This window comes from Chromatium okenii (genome assembly GCF_002958735.1).
Classification (GTDB): Bacteria; Pseudomonadota; Gammaproteobacteria; order Chromatiales; family Chromatiaceae; genus Chromatium; species Chromatium okenii_A.
The window spans coordinates 1-13,668 of the sequence record NZ_PPGH01000034.1; the positions used below are offsets into that span (position 1 = coordinate 1).

Consider the following 13,668-nt stretch of genomic DNA (forward strand, 5'->3'; position numbering starts at 1 on the left):
GGGATTCGTTAGAAGCGCGAAATCTTAGCCAGGCATCCAAATGGCCAGATGTGCGGAGATGACTGCGTGGTTTATTGCGGCGTGTCACCCGTCCAATGCTCACTCTCAGTCAGAAGCGACTGAATCTGTGCGTCAAGGATAGGCAGGTCACGCAACACGACATTCCAGACGACGAGCAAGTCTACTGCCCACCATGTGTCACACGATTCCGCATCGCATAGAGTGCCAACCAGGGAATTTCAGCATGCTGCGCAACGAAGATCGGCGCATGGATGGCAATATTCCGCGAGGCTTCGCCGATGATCTCGATATTCCGCACGACTGCATCCTGGAGTTGCTCGTCTGCAAGGAATGCTTCCGCGATCTGCCGCACGTATAGCGTTGAATCCGGTCAATCGCCGCCAGAATATGTGACAGATAATCCGGTAGGCGCATCGCCTTTTGATTCATATCGCGCGGGCCTCATGGAGAACCTGCTCACGAAATCGATCAGGCAAGGCACGCGGGGTCAGCACATCGACGCGAACACCCAAGTGATATTCCAATTCCACCTGGAGACGGGCGATATCGAGTAGAGAGGCTCTGCCGCTGGTTCGACGAGCAGATCCAGAATCGCTTTCATTGGTATCCAGGCCAATGCAGAACAGAGCCAAAGACACGCGGATGACTCGCCCGATGCGCATGAACGATCCGGCGGATGGTTTCGCGGTGAGCGTCGAGCGCGAACGAAGGCTTCATGCGTTCATATTCCTGAATAGGGGCGGCATGGTGGCCGCTAAATGCTTGTCTCTCGTGGTCGCGCGAAACAGTTGGCTGGCCTCATCAAGCGCGGCGTTCATGACATCACCTTGCCGCCTCTGACCGCATCGAAGACCGGTGAGGTTTGCCAGTTCCGGCGGCGCTCGAACTCATTGATGGGATAGATGAGCAGATCGACGCCCGTCCCGACAGACCCGATCGCCCCACGCAAACGGTCATATTCTTCCGCCATGTTCGGCACTTCGTCCTCAACGACGAAGCAGATCGAGGTCCGAGGTTTCTCGGCGTCACCCCTGGCATAAGAGCCAAATAAGATGACCTTGACAGGCGAGTGCGCCACGCCGATGAGACGGTTCACGGCGGTTTGAATGATTTCAGAACTTAACACGTGAGAAATTTCTCAAAAAGAAACGACATATTGTATTGACAGATCGATCATGGCTGTCTGTCTTGGAAGTACGCAAAATTCGTCATGCAGCGAAATAATCGTTGATATTACAGTCATCGCTGCTTGTCATCAGTCCGGTCGCTTGAATAGGAAAAATGGCTCCCTCTCATTTATGCCATATTTCATGGCGTCGTATCCTGGAAGCAGGTCGTCATGTGTGCCAACACAAGATTCAAAACCCACAGCAGTGAATCGCTCGAAAATATCCCGGCCATAGAGACGAACATGATCCTCCTGCCCGTAGGCTTTCAAGGCGCGCTTCGTCGCTGTCGATGCCAGCGTCTTCCCATGTGTTGTCTAGCCTGGCGCTGAATGGAGTTTGCAGGATTGCGAAGCCGCCCGGCTTCAGCACGCGGTGAATCTCACGCAGTGCCTGGGCATCGTCTGACACAATCTCCATGACGTGGTTGGCGATCAGGAGAGTGAAGCTCGCTTCATCAAAGGGGATGTTCAACATGTCGACCTTCAATAACGTCTACGGCTTGAGGGTCGATGTCGCATTGAATATAAATATCCGGCGATGCAGCGAGGATTTTTCCGGTCAGGCGTTTCTCCGGCGCGAAATGCAGGACTCTCTTGCCAGAAAGGTCCGGCAGAAATCCCGCCAGTCATGTACATGAACACATGGCGCTCCCTGTCGTGACAGCCGCACCAAGGACATTCGAATGCCTTGAGATTACTGCCGACACCTACGAGAACCTCCACCAGCCTTGGCATGTCAGTCCGCGAGTAGGGTAGGAAGGCGCTTGGGTGTCGCCCGCAGATAACGCAAGATACGCGCTCGGCGTAGCGAAATGCGGTAGAACAGAGCCTGCGCCAGGCGCAATGAGGCGGCGGAGATTCATCGCGGTACAGCACCTATCATCGTGTTGCCGGTCAGTCGACGGCAGAGTATGGAAATCGTCCTCTGTCGTCGCGGTTCGCAGAATGGACCAGCATGCCTGGGCGATCAGTCGTGCTCTGCCAGCGGGCGCCTGATCAAGGATGCGGGGCCACCATATCTTGAGCAGATGCATGGATCGAATCCTGACGGAACGAAAAAAGATCGAGCGCATGAACTCGGCCATCCCTTTGCTCAAGTCTTCGGGGCGCACGAGTGGGGGCGGGATATCACACAGTGCGATCCAGTAAAATAATCTCACTTTATCATTTTGATGAACCACCATCGATCCACTCGAATTGATACGATATCCTACAAAAGGAGCGTTCAAATATCCGATGTTCCCAAAGCGCGACAAATAAAGATGAATCCGATAGTCGATGAAGTCCGGCGTCCATGACAAAAGCTCACCCCGATAGCAGGCTCGATACAACATCGAACTATGGTTCAGAAAATTGCCACGTTTGAGCAGTCCCATTAAATCGAATCGATCTGGCTGGAGATTATTGAACAGCCCCAACAGACAGCCTTCGTCGTTAATGCATAGCGCGTTGGAATAAATCGCGGGGCAGTCCGGTTCGTCGTCTAAGCGTTTGGATTGTGCTTTTAACTTTCCAGGCAACCAGTAATCATCGCCATCCAGATGAGCGATATATTCGCCTTTTGACCTCTCGATGAGAAATTGATAATTCCCTGCTGGCCCCAAGCGAATTTCATGCCGATAATATCGAATAGTATCGGGAAATCGTAATGCAAGATCGCCTACGATCAGGCTGGTATTGTCATCGGAGACGTCGTCACCACCAGAATTTCAAGCGAGACATCCCGTGTCTGCGCCAGCACACTCATGATGCAGTCATGGATATAACGCTCGTGGTTATAAGTCACGATGCAAACACTGATACGCGGGTTTGTCATCCAGCCCTCCTTGCAAACCATTGCCATACATACCTGCGGGAGCGATTCCCGAGAACGACGCCTAAGCTGGTCGCAATCACGATTGAAACACCGATCCAGATCAAAGCCCAGAACACGGGCGCTGTTTCGGGCAGGATTTGCGCTGCAAAGGCAAGCCAACTCAGCATTCCCATACCAATCGGAACGATGTCCAGAAAGGACCAGAGCCAAGCCCCACAGGGAAGAAAGCGGTGATGCACAAGTGGAATCCAAAACAGAAAGAATAAAAAGTTCGTGATGAAAAAGACCTGCCCGGCACCGACTGCACCCCAGCGAGTCGCGGCAAAGACGAGCGCGGGCACGAGCGTGACCAGCAGAATCAGGTTGCCGATGACATGCAGGCGCAATCGACCCTTCGCGAACTGCAACATGAACGGTGGCGTAAGGATGCCGACCACGGCATTCGCTAGCCCGTACCAGAAGAGAATCGGCGCGGCGGTTTCGGCGATTCTGGCGCTCCCGCTCCAGATTCGCAGTAGTGGTTCGGCAAAGAATGCAAGCCCGCCGCCAACACCGACGAACATCACGGCGCTTAATTGGCTGGTCAGACGATACAACTCGACAAAACGCACTTGCTCAATCTGCTCCGCGAGGATCGTCATTCGTGGTTGCATCACTTGATTGAGTGGCGGAGCCAGTACCAAAACCCCGTTTGCCGCCATGACGGCAAGCATGAAGTAGCCATACTCATCCAATGGCAAAATGGAAGACAATATCAGCTTGTCGATCTGGGTTAGCACGATCCACATGGCAGAAAGAAACGCCATGCTGCCCGCCATCGGTAGCATGGCGCCTAGCGTTCGGAAATCAGGCCGCCAAGATACATGGATAGGTGACAAAACCCAGTGAACGATGGTGGCGAACGTTAGTAGTTCGATCACGCCGACCGTGGTCTGAAAGGTAAAAAAGTCCTCCGGTTTGGTACTGAAAAAGATCAGGAGTGGAACCACTCCGGCAAAACGCAGGGTCGTAAACCCGGCTGCCAGTCCGTTCACCCAGCCCTGCCGCTCCAGTCCGACCAGTGAGGCTCTGTAAATCCCGCTCAGCCAGCGCAAGGCGACTGCGCACCCGATCAGTGTGATGCTTTGAGCCACAACGGAGTGGTCCAGCGCGACGGCGGAAAGCCAATGTTGACCGATCCAGTTACTCGACACCCACATCAAGATTGTCGCGAGGCAGGCCATACACCCTAGAGTCCATTCCAGGGTGCGCAACCTCGACCCAGCTTCGCGGGCGGTAAGTGTCCCCGCCCGCAAACGGGACATGTCGCGCGAGAGTGCCGGAGTGAGCCCCATATCCAGTACCTGCATCCACGCCTGAAGCATGACGTAGAAACCGACAAGCCCAAAGGCTTCGTCGCCGAGGTAACGTAAGTAGACCGGCATCAGAATAATGCCGAATAGGGCGACATAGGCTTGGGTTAAATAAGTCCATAATAGAACCAACTTCAAGCGATCTTTCCTTTAGAGTCCATAACAGAAGCCAAAAACTCACTTTCTAAACGTAAAATATCTTTTTTTCTCTCTGAGATTCGCTTTGCCGGAGATCCGAAATAAACCCCAAATTCTTTACATCGCCCTTTAATCAAACTCAAAGCTCCGACCGCAACACCTTCTTCGAGAGACGAACCCGGTAATATGATTGAGCCTGCTCCTACAATGACGTGCTTTCCAATTGTTACTGGCGCATGTTTTACGCCGGTAAAATTCATCTGGAACCGTAGGGTTGGTCATCCATGTTCCAGAATAATCATCGCTGCTTGAGTAAACAGAAACCCTGCTCGACAAGCCAGAGAAATCCATCATTTCAACTCGCTCATTGCCTACGATCAATGAATAAGCGGCGATGTGGACAAATGAGCCAATACGAAATTCCCTATTGCTAGCGGAAATAATGCAATAATCATCTATTCTTACATTGCTTCCAATCGATATTCGATCAGGGCCATATATTGAAGCTTTACTGGATATTTTTACATTCTTTCCAATGGATAAAAATCCAATTTCATCTATTGCACTCTGCGACAAGTAGCTCATTTCAGAACCTGATAATATCAATGACTTTGAGCCGAATTTCGTCAGTCATTCCGGGAAAAATCGGCAAACAGATGACCTCGCGCGCCGTATCTATCGCGATTGGCAATCCTGCCGGTCGAGCACTCGGCATACCCCGATACATCGGAAACTCGCTAATCAACGGATAAAAATATCGTCGAGCATAGATGCCATTTTCTCTGAGCTTCAGATAAAGCTCATCGCGAGACAATGGATACTCCGGCTCGACCAGAATGACGAAATAGGCATGATTGTGCCGGCGTGATGGCGGTGGCGAAAGACAGCGAATGCCCGGTATGTCGGCGAGCATCTCGCGATATCGCCGGTCGATTGCGGCACGTTCGGCGAGTGCCTGGTCGATATGCCGAAGCTGCGCCAGCCCAACCGCCGCCTGAAACTCATTCATTTTGCCATTGATACCGGGCGCGACGACGGTGACTTCGTCGGCAAAGCCGAAATTTTTCAGGTAATCGATACGTTTCTTGGTTTTGGCGTCCGGGCTGACGATGGCGCCACCCTCGAAGGTGGTGAAGACCTTGGTGGCATGGAAGCTCAAAATAGACAGGTCGCCGTGCCGCAGGATGCTGCCACCTTCGTCCTCCACGGCAAAGGCATGCGCGGCGTCGTAAATCACCTTGAGTCCATAGGTGTCAGCGATGGCCTGAATCCTGTCGGTGTCGCAGGGGCGGCCGTAGACATGGACGGGGAGGATGGCGGTGGTTTGCGGGGTGATGGCGGCCTCGATTTTGTCCGGATCGAGATTGAGCGTGTCGGGGTGGATGTCCACGAATACCGGCTTGATACCGTTCCATAGCAAGGCATGGGCGGTGGCGACAAAGCTGTAGGGAGTCGTGATGACTTCGCCCGTGATGCGCAACGCCTGGAGCGCGGTGATCAGCGCCAGGGTGCCGTTGGCAAACAGGGAGATGTGCTCAACGCCCAGATAGTCGCAGAGCGCCTGCTCGAACTGGACGTGAAATGGACCGCCGTTGGTCAGTTGACGATTCGACCAGATTTGTTCGAGGTACGGCAACAACTCCGCCAATGGCGGCAGAAAGGGGCGCGTGACATAAATCGCGGCGTTTATTTCGTCAGAATGTTGATTGGTAGTGTCCATAAAGTGGCACCTGTTCGCAGCTCGGTCTACCGATCGGGTCTGTGTTGCTGACGTTTTTTTGTGGTCGCTGCAGAGCGAAGCAAAGCCTCTAGATGTTGGCAGTGCGGTGTCGTTTTCCGTGTAATTATATTCCTCAATGAAGCTCTCCGCTGTTTTTGGAGTTTGTGAGGAATTACGCAGTTTAAGTTAAGTATTTAGTGGTTACGCAATTGAAATCTAAAGTGTTGATATTGTGCAATGCACAAAATGACCTCATTAAAATCATACACTTAACAATCCAACTGAGTAACTCCTAAGAAACCCGTGCGCGATTGTTTGAAAAGCGCAGGCACTCGCGTTTTTTCCAGTTTTTTCGGGCGCATCAAGCGATGCACGAAAAATCGGTACGCGACTCGCTGACGGATCGTTTGTCATCCATGACTCACTCCGAAAAATCCGCGTGAATTGACTGACCACTGACAACTTAATCACCGCCGCATCCCCGCCCGCACACATTGCAGCAACCCGTAACTGTAACGTCCTTCAAATAAATCAAACACTTGCTTTGATCCCGCCAGCGCATCGTCCGGCAATTGCGCAAACGCGGATTCAATGCGCTGCCGCGTTTCTGCATCCACTGTGACCACTGCCTCCAGCGCCAGCTTTCCCGCTTCAATACACCGCGCCAAATGACCGTAAATCGTTGAATGTACGAAATTGCGTTTTTCAGCAATTTGCTCCGGCGTCAGCCCTTGCCGAAACAACACCAGCGTCGTTTGCTCCGTCTCGCTCAATTCACCCCGCGCCCGTGCAATTCGCGGCGCAGTGGAACGCGGCGGCGGCAATGGCAGCGTCACTGACGGACGTCCGTGTTGTGCTTCATGCGCTGCGAGCACTTCCAGAAATTCTGCGCCAAATCGCGCCAGCTTCATTTGCCCGACACCACTGATGCGCCCGAATTCCTCAGCATCACGCGGACGATAAATCACCATATCAAACAGCGTGGTATCGGGAAAAATCACATACGCCGCGACGTTTTGCGCCTGCGCCAGTTGCAGTCGCCGCGCCCGCAATGCTGCCAATAATGCCGCTGCTTCGGGATCATTCGGTGCGGCGTTTTTTGCCGCAGCAGCGCGAGTCGCTCGGGTGGTTTTGCGTTCAGGATCGCGGCGCAACCGAATCGGCTGCTCGCCGCGCAACAGCGGACGACTCTGCTCGGTCAGTCGCAACGCGCCATGTCCTTCTAAATCCACGGCAATCCAGCCCGCTGTGACCAGTTGCCGGTAAATCGACCGCCACTGCCCGACCGTCATCGGTTGCCCATCGACCATTTTGCCGATGCCGAAAGTGCTCACGCGGTCGTGACCAAATTGGCGAATGCGCTCGGAATCACTGCCGAGCAGCACGTCCGCGAGATAGCCAGCGCCAAATCGCTGCCCGGTGCGATAAATACACGACAGCGCCATTTGTGCTGCTTTCGTGCCGTCCCAAGTGGCGACTGGCTCCAAACAGGTGTCGCAATTGCCGCACGGCGTCGGCAGCGTTTCGCCAAAATAATTGAGCAGCACTTGGCGACGACATTCGCTGGTTTCACAAAAACCCAGCATTCCGTCGAGTTTGCGCAGTTCTAACCGCTTGAACTGTTCATCTGCATCTGAGCTTTCGATCATCCGCCGCAGCATCACGACATCGCCGAGACCGTAAGCCAGCCACGCATTCGCAGGTTGTCCGTCACGTCCGGCGCGACCGGTTTCCTGATAATAGGCTTCGAGACTTTTCGGCAAATCAAGATGGGCGACAAAACGCACGTCGGGTTTATCAATGCCCATGCCAAACGCGATGGTGGCGACCATGATGACGCCGTCTTCGCGCAGAAACCGCAGTTGGTGACGGCGGCGCGTGTCGGCATCCAAACCGGCGTGATACGGCAGCGCGATCACGCCTTTTTGGGTGAGAAACTGCGCGGTTTCCTCCACCCGTCGCCGCGATAAACAGTAAACAATTCCGGCGTCTTCGTGATGCTCGCGGCGCAAAAAACTCAGCAGTTGCTGGCGCGAATTGGCTTTTTCGACCACGCGATAACGATGTTCGGGCGATCAAAACTGGAGACGAAATGCTGCGCCTGTTCGAGTTGGAGGCGAGCGATGATTTCGTTGCGGGTCGGCGTGTCGGCAGTGGCGGTGAGCGCGAGACGCGGCACTGCGGCCAGCGGGTGTGCAGCAAATCAAGTTGGATATATTCGGGGCGAAAATCGTGTCCCCATTTCGAGACGCAGTGCGCTTCATCAATGGCAAACAGCGCCAGCGGAATGCGCTCCAGCAACGCCTGAAACCGCTCAGTGAGCAATCGTTCTGGGGCGATATACAGCAAATCCAATGATCCAGCGATGAGCTGGCGCTCCACTTGTCGCGCCTGCTCCAAACTGAGTGACGAATTCAGAAATGCTGCCCGCACCCCAAATTGTTGCAGCGCGTCCACCTGATCCTGCATCAGCGCAATCAGCGGCGAAATCACGATCGCCGTGCCCGGACGCAGCAGCGCCGGGATTTGATAACACAGCGATTTGCCGCCACCCGTCGGCATCAACACCAGCGCATCGCCGCCGCTGATGACCAGATCAATAATTTCCGCCTGTGCGCCGCGAAACCGCTCGAAACCAAATACCCGATTCAGGACGCGCAGCGGAGAGTCGTGCATTGCCACGCCGTCCAGTTACTGCGCCAGCGCTGCCTGAACGCTGGCAATAATCCCGTCGCGGTTGAGGCCGACGCTGGCGAGCTGGGCGGCATGTTCGGCGTGTTCGATGTAAAAATCCGGTAAACCCAGATGAATACAGCGCACCAGCACCCCGTTCGCGGCGAGCAGTTCGGCAACGCCGCTGCCTGCGCCGCCGGCAATCGCGTTTTCTCCAGTGTCACCAGCAACTCGTGCCGCGCTGCAAGTCCAAAATCAGTTCTTTATCAAGCGGTTTCACAAAGCGCATGTTGGCAACGGTGGCATCCAGCGTTTCGCTGCTGCCAGCGCCGCTGGAACCAAACTGCCAAACGCCAGCAGCGCGACGCGCTGCCCGTCGCGGATGATCTCGCCGCGCCCAATCGGTAACGCTGGCGCGTGAGGATCAATGTCTATGCCCGGTCCGCCGCCACGCGGATAACGCACCATCGCGGGACCTTCGTATTCAAACGCGGTTTTCAGCATTTGCCGACATTCGTTTTCGTCGGCTGGCGCGAGAATGATGAGATTGGGAATCGGGCGACTGAAACTGAGATCAAAGCTGCCGGCGTGAGTCGCGCCGTCAGGGCCGACCAAACCGCCGCGATCGACGGCAAAAGTCACGTCCAGATTTTGCAGGCAGACATCGTGAATCAGTTGGTCGTAAGCGCGTTGCAGAAAGCTCGAATAAATCGCCACCACCGGCTTCAAACCTTCACACGCCATGCCGCGGCGAGCGTCACCGCGTGTTGTTCGGCAATGCCAACATCGAAAAACCGGCTCGGAAACCGTTTGGCAAATAACGTCAATCCAGAGCCTTCGCACATCGCCGGAGTAATCGCCATCAAACGCGGATCGCGGGCGCAGCGTCGCACAGCCAACTGCCGAAAATTTGGGTGTAACTCGGTCCGCTGCTGCTGCCTTTGCGCAGTTCGCCGGTGTCGCGGTTAAAGGGTGTGACGCCGTGATAAATGGTCGGTTGACCTTCGGCGAATTTATAGCCGCGTCCTTTTTGGGTGACGACATGCAGCAGCCGTTGTCCGGTCATGCCTTTGAGATTACGCAGCGTGGCGACCACCGAATCAAGATCGTGACCGTCAATCGGCCGATGTAGTTGAAACCCAGCTCTTCAAACAGGTGCTGGGCATCAGCATCCCTTTCATGTGCTCTTCCCAGCGCCCGACCAGATGCCGCAACTGCGGTAAACCGGCCAACGCGGTTTTACTGCCCTCGCGCACGGTGTTGTAGAGCTTGCCCGACAGCAGCGCGCCAAATGGTCGCTGATTGCGCCGACCGGTGGCGAAATCGACATTTCGTTGTCGTTGAGAATGACAATCAAATCAACGTCCATCGAACCCGCGTGGTTGAGCGCCTCAAACGCCATGCCGCGCCGAGTGCGCCGTCGCCAATCACGGCAATCACAGTGCGCCGTTCGCCGCGCTGCTTGGCCGCCAGCGCCATGCCGAGTGCCGCGCCGATGGACGTGCTGGAATGACCCACGCCAAAACAGTCATATTCACTTTCGCTGCGTTTCGGAAAACCCGACGGCCCCTTGCTGCGCAGTTGCAGCATCTGCTCGCGGCGACCAGTCAGGATTTTGTGCGGATAGGCCTGATGACCGACATCCCACACCAGCCGGTCGTGCGGCGTGTCGAAGACGTAATGCAAACCAATTGTCAGCTCCACCACGCCTAATCCTGCTGCGAGATGGCCGCCAGTTTGCGACACGCATTCGATGAGGAAACTGCGCAGTTCATGGGCAATGTCAGACAGTTGACTCTGCGGCAGCGCCGCAAATCAGCGGGTGAGTCGATGGAGTCGAGAAGGGAACGGCGGCGCAAGGCGACACCAGAATCGCTGAGGGTACGGTGTGGCATGATTGAAAATGTCTATTTTTTGACAGGTTCGGTAGTTTAGACGAATCGTTACTTGGTTGTTGTTGAGAAAAAGCAATCAATTAAATCAAGCATTTGCACTATTAAGCGGCGAAAAAGCGCCGCTGTTTGGCGATCGAGGTTGGGGCAGTGGCTTCGCCTATAGTTAATGCACTTCTTATCAACTTCCACCTTGGATTTTATGATGCTGCGACGTTTTTTGTTTGTGCCGTTATTGTTGCCGCTGATCGCACTTGCTGCGCCAGCGCCCGTAGTTGAACGAACGTTAGATAATGGCTTGAAAATTTTGGTGAAACCCGATCACCGAGCACCAATTTTAACCTCGCAAATCTGGTATCGCATCGGCGCCAGTTATGAACACAGCGGCATCACCGGCATTTCTCACCTGCTGGAACACATGATGTTTCAAGGTACTGAACGGTTCGCGCCCAACGAATTCTCGCGCATCGTGGCGGAAAACGGCGGTTCAGAAAATGCGTTCACTGGCGACGATTACACCGCTTATTTTGAGAATCTCGCCAGCGACCGACTAGCCATTGCCTTTGAATTAGAAGCAGATCGAATGCGGCATCTCAGGCTCGGTCAAACCGAATTCGCCAAAGAATTGGAAGTCGTCAAAGAAGAGCGGCGAATGCGCACCGAAGACGATCCGCAAGCCCTGACCTCCGAGCGGTTTGGCGCAATCGCTTATGACGTGTCGCCTTATCGCAATCCGGTGATTGGTTGGCCCGGCGATTTGGAGCAGTTGCAGGCCGCTGATCTGCGCGAGTGGTATCGGCTGTGGTATGCGCCCAACAACGCGACATTGGTAGTTGTGGGTGATGTCGATCCAGAACAGGTGTTTGCGCTGGCAACGCAGTATTTTGGCCCGCTCCAAGCCGAAACCATCACGCCTCCGAAATTGCCGATTGAACCGGAGCAACGCGGCGAAAAACGCTTGATTGTCAAAGCGCCAGCGAAAGAACCTTATGTGTTAATGGGTTATAAAACGCCGGTGGTCGCCGATGCAGCGGAAGCGTGGGAACCCTACGCACTGGAAATGCTGGCGTCGATTCTCGACGGTGGCAACAGCGCCCGGTTTGCGCGGGAATTGGTGCGCGGCAGTCAAGTCGCTGCTTCCGCCAGCGCCAGCTACAGCGCCTTTCAACGGCTCGCCGGACTGTTTTTATTTGATGCAGTGCCCAGCAAAAACCACAGCATCGCCGAGGTGGAGCAAGCAATTCGCGCCCAAATTGCTCGCGTCCAAACCGAGCTGGTGAGCACCGAGGAGCTGGCACGAGTGCGTACGCAAGTCATCGCCGCCAAAGTGTTCCAACAGGACATGCTGTTTTATCAAGCGATGGAGCTGGGAATGCTGGCGACCATCGGTCTCGATTGGCGACTGGCCGACAGTTATGTGGACAATTTGGCTGCCGTCACGTCCGCGCAGGTGCAAGCAGTGGCGCAGAAATATCTCATCGCAGACCATCTCACCGTTGCCGTGCTTGATCCGCAACCGCTGGCTGCCGATCAACCCGCGCCCGCTGCGCCAGAACTCGGAGACCTCTCTCATGCGCGTTAATCGCTTCTTTTCTTTACCGTTAATGGGTTTATTGGCGCTGCTCGCCAGCGTGTCAACTGCCCACGCCATGCCCAATATCCAAACATGGCAAACGCCCAACGGGGCGCGAGTGCTGTTCGTCGCTGCGCCGGAAATTCCGATGCTGGATGTCAAAGTGGTGTTTGACGCTGGCAGCGCCCGCGATGGCAAATTATCGGGCTTGGCGTCGATGACTGCCGCGCTGCTGGCGCAAGGTGCGGGCGAATGGAATGCCGACGCGCTGGCCGAGCGGTTGGAGCAGATTGGCGCGTCGCTCAGTTCCAGCACTGACCAAGACACGACTGAATGGTCATTGCGGACGTTGACCCAGCAGCCAGCGATGGATACGGCACTGGAAACGCTGACGACCGTGTTAACCGCGCCGACTTTTCCGTCCGCAGATTTGGAGCGCGTCCGCCAAAATCGTCTGATTGCGCTGCGTCAAGCCGAAGAATCGCCGGAACAAGTCGCAGCATTGGCGTTGTCGCCCGCGATCTTCGGCGATCATCCGTATGCCACTGATCCACAAGGCACTGCGGTAACGGTCACGGCGTTGACCCGCGAGGAGTTGCAGGCATTTCATGCCCATTTTTATCAGGCGAAAAACGCGCTGATTGCGATTGTGGGTGCAGTAGATCGCGCGGGCGCAGAAGCAATTGCCACGCGCATCACGGCCGGATTGCCCACTGGTGAACGTGCGCCCGCGCTGCCGCCAGTCGCCGAGTTGACCGCGAGCAGTGTCAAGGCGATTCCGTTCACCGCAACCCAAACGACGGTGCTGGTCGGTCAACCCGGAATGCGGCGCGGCGATCCCGATTATTTTCCGCTGTATGTCGGCAATCACATTCTCGGCGGCAGCGGGCTGGTGTCGATTTTGATGGACGAGATTCGTGAAAAACGCGGGATGTCGTATAGCGTGTCGAGTGCATTTGTGCCGCTGGCGCAGCTCGGCGGTTTTACGCTGGGCTTGCAAACGAAAAATTCCCAAGCCAATCAAGCGCAAACAGTGTTGCTGGACACGTTGCGGCGGTTTATCGAAACCGGTCCGACCGAAGCGCAATTAACGGCAGCGAAGAAAAATATCACCGGCGGTTTTCCGCTCAAAATTGCCAGCAACAGCAGCATTGTCAATTATTTAGCGATGATCGGTTTTTACGGATTGCCGCTCGATCATTTGGAACGGTTCACAGCGCGGGTGGAAGCCGTGACGGTCGAACAAATCCGCGATGCGTTTGCGCGGCGCATTCATCCCGACCGGCTGGCGATTGTCACCGTTGGCGGCAGCTAA

At 55.1% G+C, this 13,668-nt stretch carries 13 protein-coding genes and 3 pseudogenes; 3 read left to right on the forward strand and 13 right to left on the reverse strand.

The annotated features are described in order from the left end of the window. Nucleotides 1–181: 181 nt before the first annotated feature. Nucleotides 182–301, reverse strand: a complete 120-nt coding sequence (locus tag CXB77_RS24520; RefSeq protein ID WP_431520711.1) for a hypothetical protein — start codon at nucleotides 299–301, stop codon at nucleotides 182–184. Between CXB77_RS24520 and CXB77_RS22960 the strand changes: the two genes are divergently transcribed. Next, on the forward strand, nucleotides 245–379 hold the full coding sequence (locus CXB77_RS22960) for a hypothetical protein (protein WP_277949359.1): 135 nt from the start codon (nucleotides 245–247) through the stop codon (nucleotides 377–379). The genes CXB77_RS24520 and CXB77_RS22960 overlap by 57 nt on opposite strands. Nucleotides 380–835: 456 nt before the next feature. Here CXB77_RS22960 and CXB77_RS06100 read toward each other — a convergent pair whose 3' ends face one another. The 12 genes and pseudogenes from CXB77_RS06100 to CXB77_RS21355 form a co-directional block, all read right to left on the reverse strand. Then, nucleotides 836–1,147, reverse strand: coding sequence for a nucleotidyltransferase domain-containing protein (locus CXB77_RS06100; protein WP_105073201.1), 312 nt, complete (start codon nucleotides 1,145–1,147; stop codon nucleotides 836–838). A 232-nt stretch (nucleotides 1,148–1,379) separates the two neighbouring features. Continuing rightward, nucleotides 1,380–1,676 (reverse strand): class I SAM-dependent methyltransferase, encoded by a 297-nt coding sequence (locus CXB77_RS06105; RefSeq protein WP_105073202.1) that lies wholly within the window; start codon nucleotides 1,674–1,676, stop codon nucleotides 1,380–1,382. Between the two features lie 220 nt (nucleotides 1,677–1,896). Further along, the gene (locus CXB77_RS06110; RefSeq protein WP_105073203.1) at nucleotides 1,897–2,859 is read right to left on the reverse strand and encodes a glycosyltransferase; all 963 of its coding nucleotides are present in this window, start codon (nucleotides 2,857–2,859) and stop codon (nucleotides 1,897–1,899) included. Further along, nucleotides 2,856–3,005 carry a glycosyltransferase gene (locus CXB77_RS19140; protein ID WP_146108738.1) on the reverse strand — a complete coding sequence of 50 codons (150 nt, stop codon included), beginning with the start codon at nucleotides 3,003–3,005 and terminating at the stop codon, nucleotides 2,856–2,858. The genes CXB77_RS06110 and CXB77_RS19140 overlap by 4 nt, the downstream gene beginning before the upstream one ends. Further along, nucleotides 3,002–4,495: a lipopolysaccharide biosynthesis protein gene (locus CXB77_RS06115; RefSeq protein WP_105073204.1), complete on the reverse strand. Its 1,494-nt coding sequence runs from the start codon at nucleotides 4,493–4,495 to the stop codon at nucleotides 3,002–3,004. The genes CXB77_RS19140 and CXB77_RS06115 overlap by 4 nt, the downstream gene beginning before the upstream one ends. Beyond that, nucleotides 4,492–4,755 (reverse strand): hypothetical protein, encoded by a 264-nt coding sequence (locus CXB77_RS21340; protein ID WP_242445489.1) that lies wholly within the window; start codon nucleotides 4,753–4,755, stop codon nucleotides 4,492–4,494. The genes CXB77_RS06115 and CXB77_RS21340 overlap by 4 nt, the downstream gene beginning before the upstream one ends. Before the next feature lie 326 nt (nucleotides 4,756–5,081). Further along, nucleotides 5,082–6,215: a DegT/DnrJ/EryC1/StrS family aminotransferase gene (locus tag CXB77_RS06125; protein WP_105073205.1), complete on the reverse strand. Its 1,134-nt coding sequence runs from the start codon at nucleotides 6,213–6,215 to the stop codon at nucleotides 5,082–5,084. Nucleotides 6,216–6,682: 467 nt separating this feature from the next. Then, nucleotides 6,683–7,090, reverse strand: a complete 408-nt coding sequence (locus CXB77_RS23600) for a helix-turn-helix domain-containing protein (RefSeq protein ID WP_347338084.1) — start codon at nucleotides 7,088–7,090, stop codon at nucleotides 6,683–6,685. Beyond that, nucleotides 7,076–8,891: pseudogene (gene recQ / locus CXB77_RS06135) on the reverse strand (DNA helicase RecQ); the annotation flags it as partial. The pseudogene recQ and the gene CXB77_RS23600, both read right to left, overlap by 15 nt. A gap of 15 nt (nucleotides 8,892–8,906) precedes the next feature. Continuing rightward, complete coding sequence (locus CXB77_RS22965; RefSeq protein ID WP_277949360.1) at nucleotides 8,907–9,041, reverse strand: hypothetical protein; 135 nt, start codon at nucleotides 9,039–9,041, stop codon at nucleotides 8,907–8,909. 123 nt (nucleotides 9,042–9,164) lie between these two features. Beyond that, nucleotides 9,165–9,751: pseudogene (locus CXB77_RS21345) on the reverse strand (hypothetical protein). Further along, nucleotides 9,751–10,694: pseudogene (locus CXB77_RS21355) on the reverse strand (1-deoxy-D-xylulose-5-phosphate synthase N-terminal domain-containing protein). Before CXB77_RS21355 ends, CXB77_RS21345 begins: the two co-directional pseudogenes overlap by 1 nt. 291 nt (nucleotides 10,695–10,985) lie before the next feature. Here CXB77_RS21355 and CXB77_RS06145 point away from each other — a divergent pair. Next, complete coding sequence (locus tag CXB77_RS06145; RefSeq protein ID WP_105073480.1) at nucleotides 10,986–12,362, forward strand: M16 family metallopeptidase; 1,377 nt, start codon at nucleotides 10,986–10,988, stop codon at nucleotides 12,360–12,362. Continuing rightward, nucleotides 12,352–13,668, forward strand: a complete 1,317-nt coding sequence (locus tag CXB77_RS06150) for a M16 family metallopeptidase (RefSeq protein WP_105073207.1) — start codon at nucleotides 12,352–12,354, stop codon at nucleotides 13,666–13,668. Before CXB77_RS06145 ends, CXB77_RS06150 begins: the two co-directional genes overlap by 11 nt.

Coding starts and splice junctions, on each gene's coding strand:
- CXB77_RS22960 (WP_277949359.1), top strand. CDS start 245: ATGCTGCGCAACGAAGATCGGCGCATGGATGGCAATATTCCGCGAGGC.
- CXB77_RS19140 (WP_146108738.1), bottom strand. CDS start 3,005: ATGACAAACCCGCGTATCAGTGTTTGCATCGTGACTTATAACCACGAG.
- CXB77_RS06150 (WP_105073207.1), top strand. CDS start 12,352: ATGCGCGTTAATCGCTTCTTTTCTTTACCGTTAATGGGTTTATTGGCG.
- CXB77_RS21340 (WP_242445489.1), bottom strand. CDS start 4,755: ATGAATTTTACCGGCGTAAAACATGCGCCAGTAACAATTGGAAAGCAC.
- CXB77_RS06145 (WP_105073480.1), top strand. CDS start 10,986: ATGCTGCGACGTTTTTTGTTTGTGCCGTTATTGTTGCCGCTGATCGCA.
- CXB77_RS06125 (WP_105073205.1), bottom strand. CDS start 6,215: ATGGACACTACCAATCAACATTCTGACGAAATAAACGCCGCGATTTAT.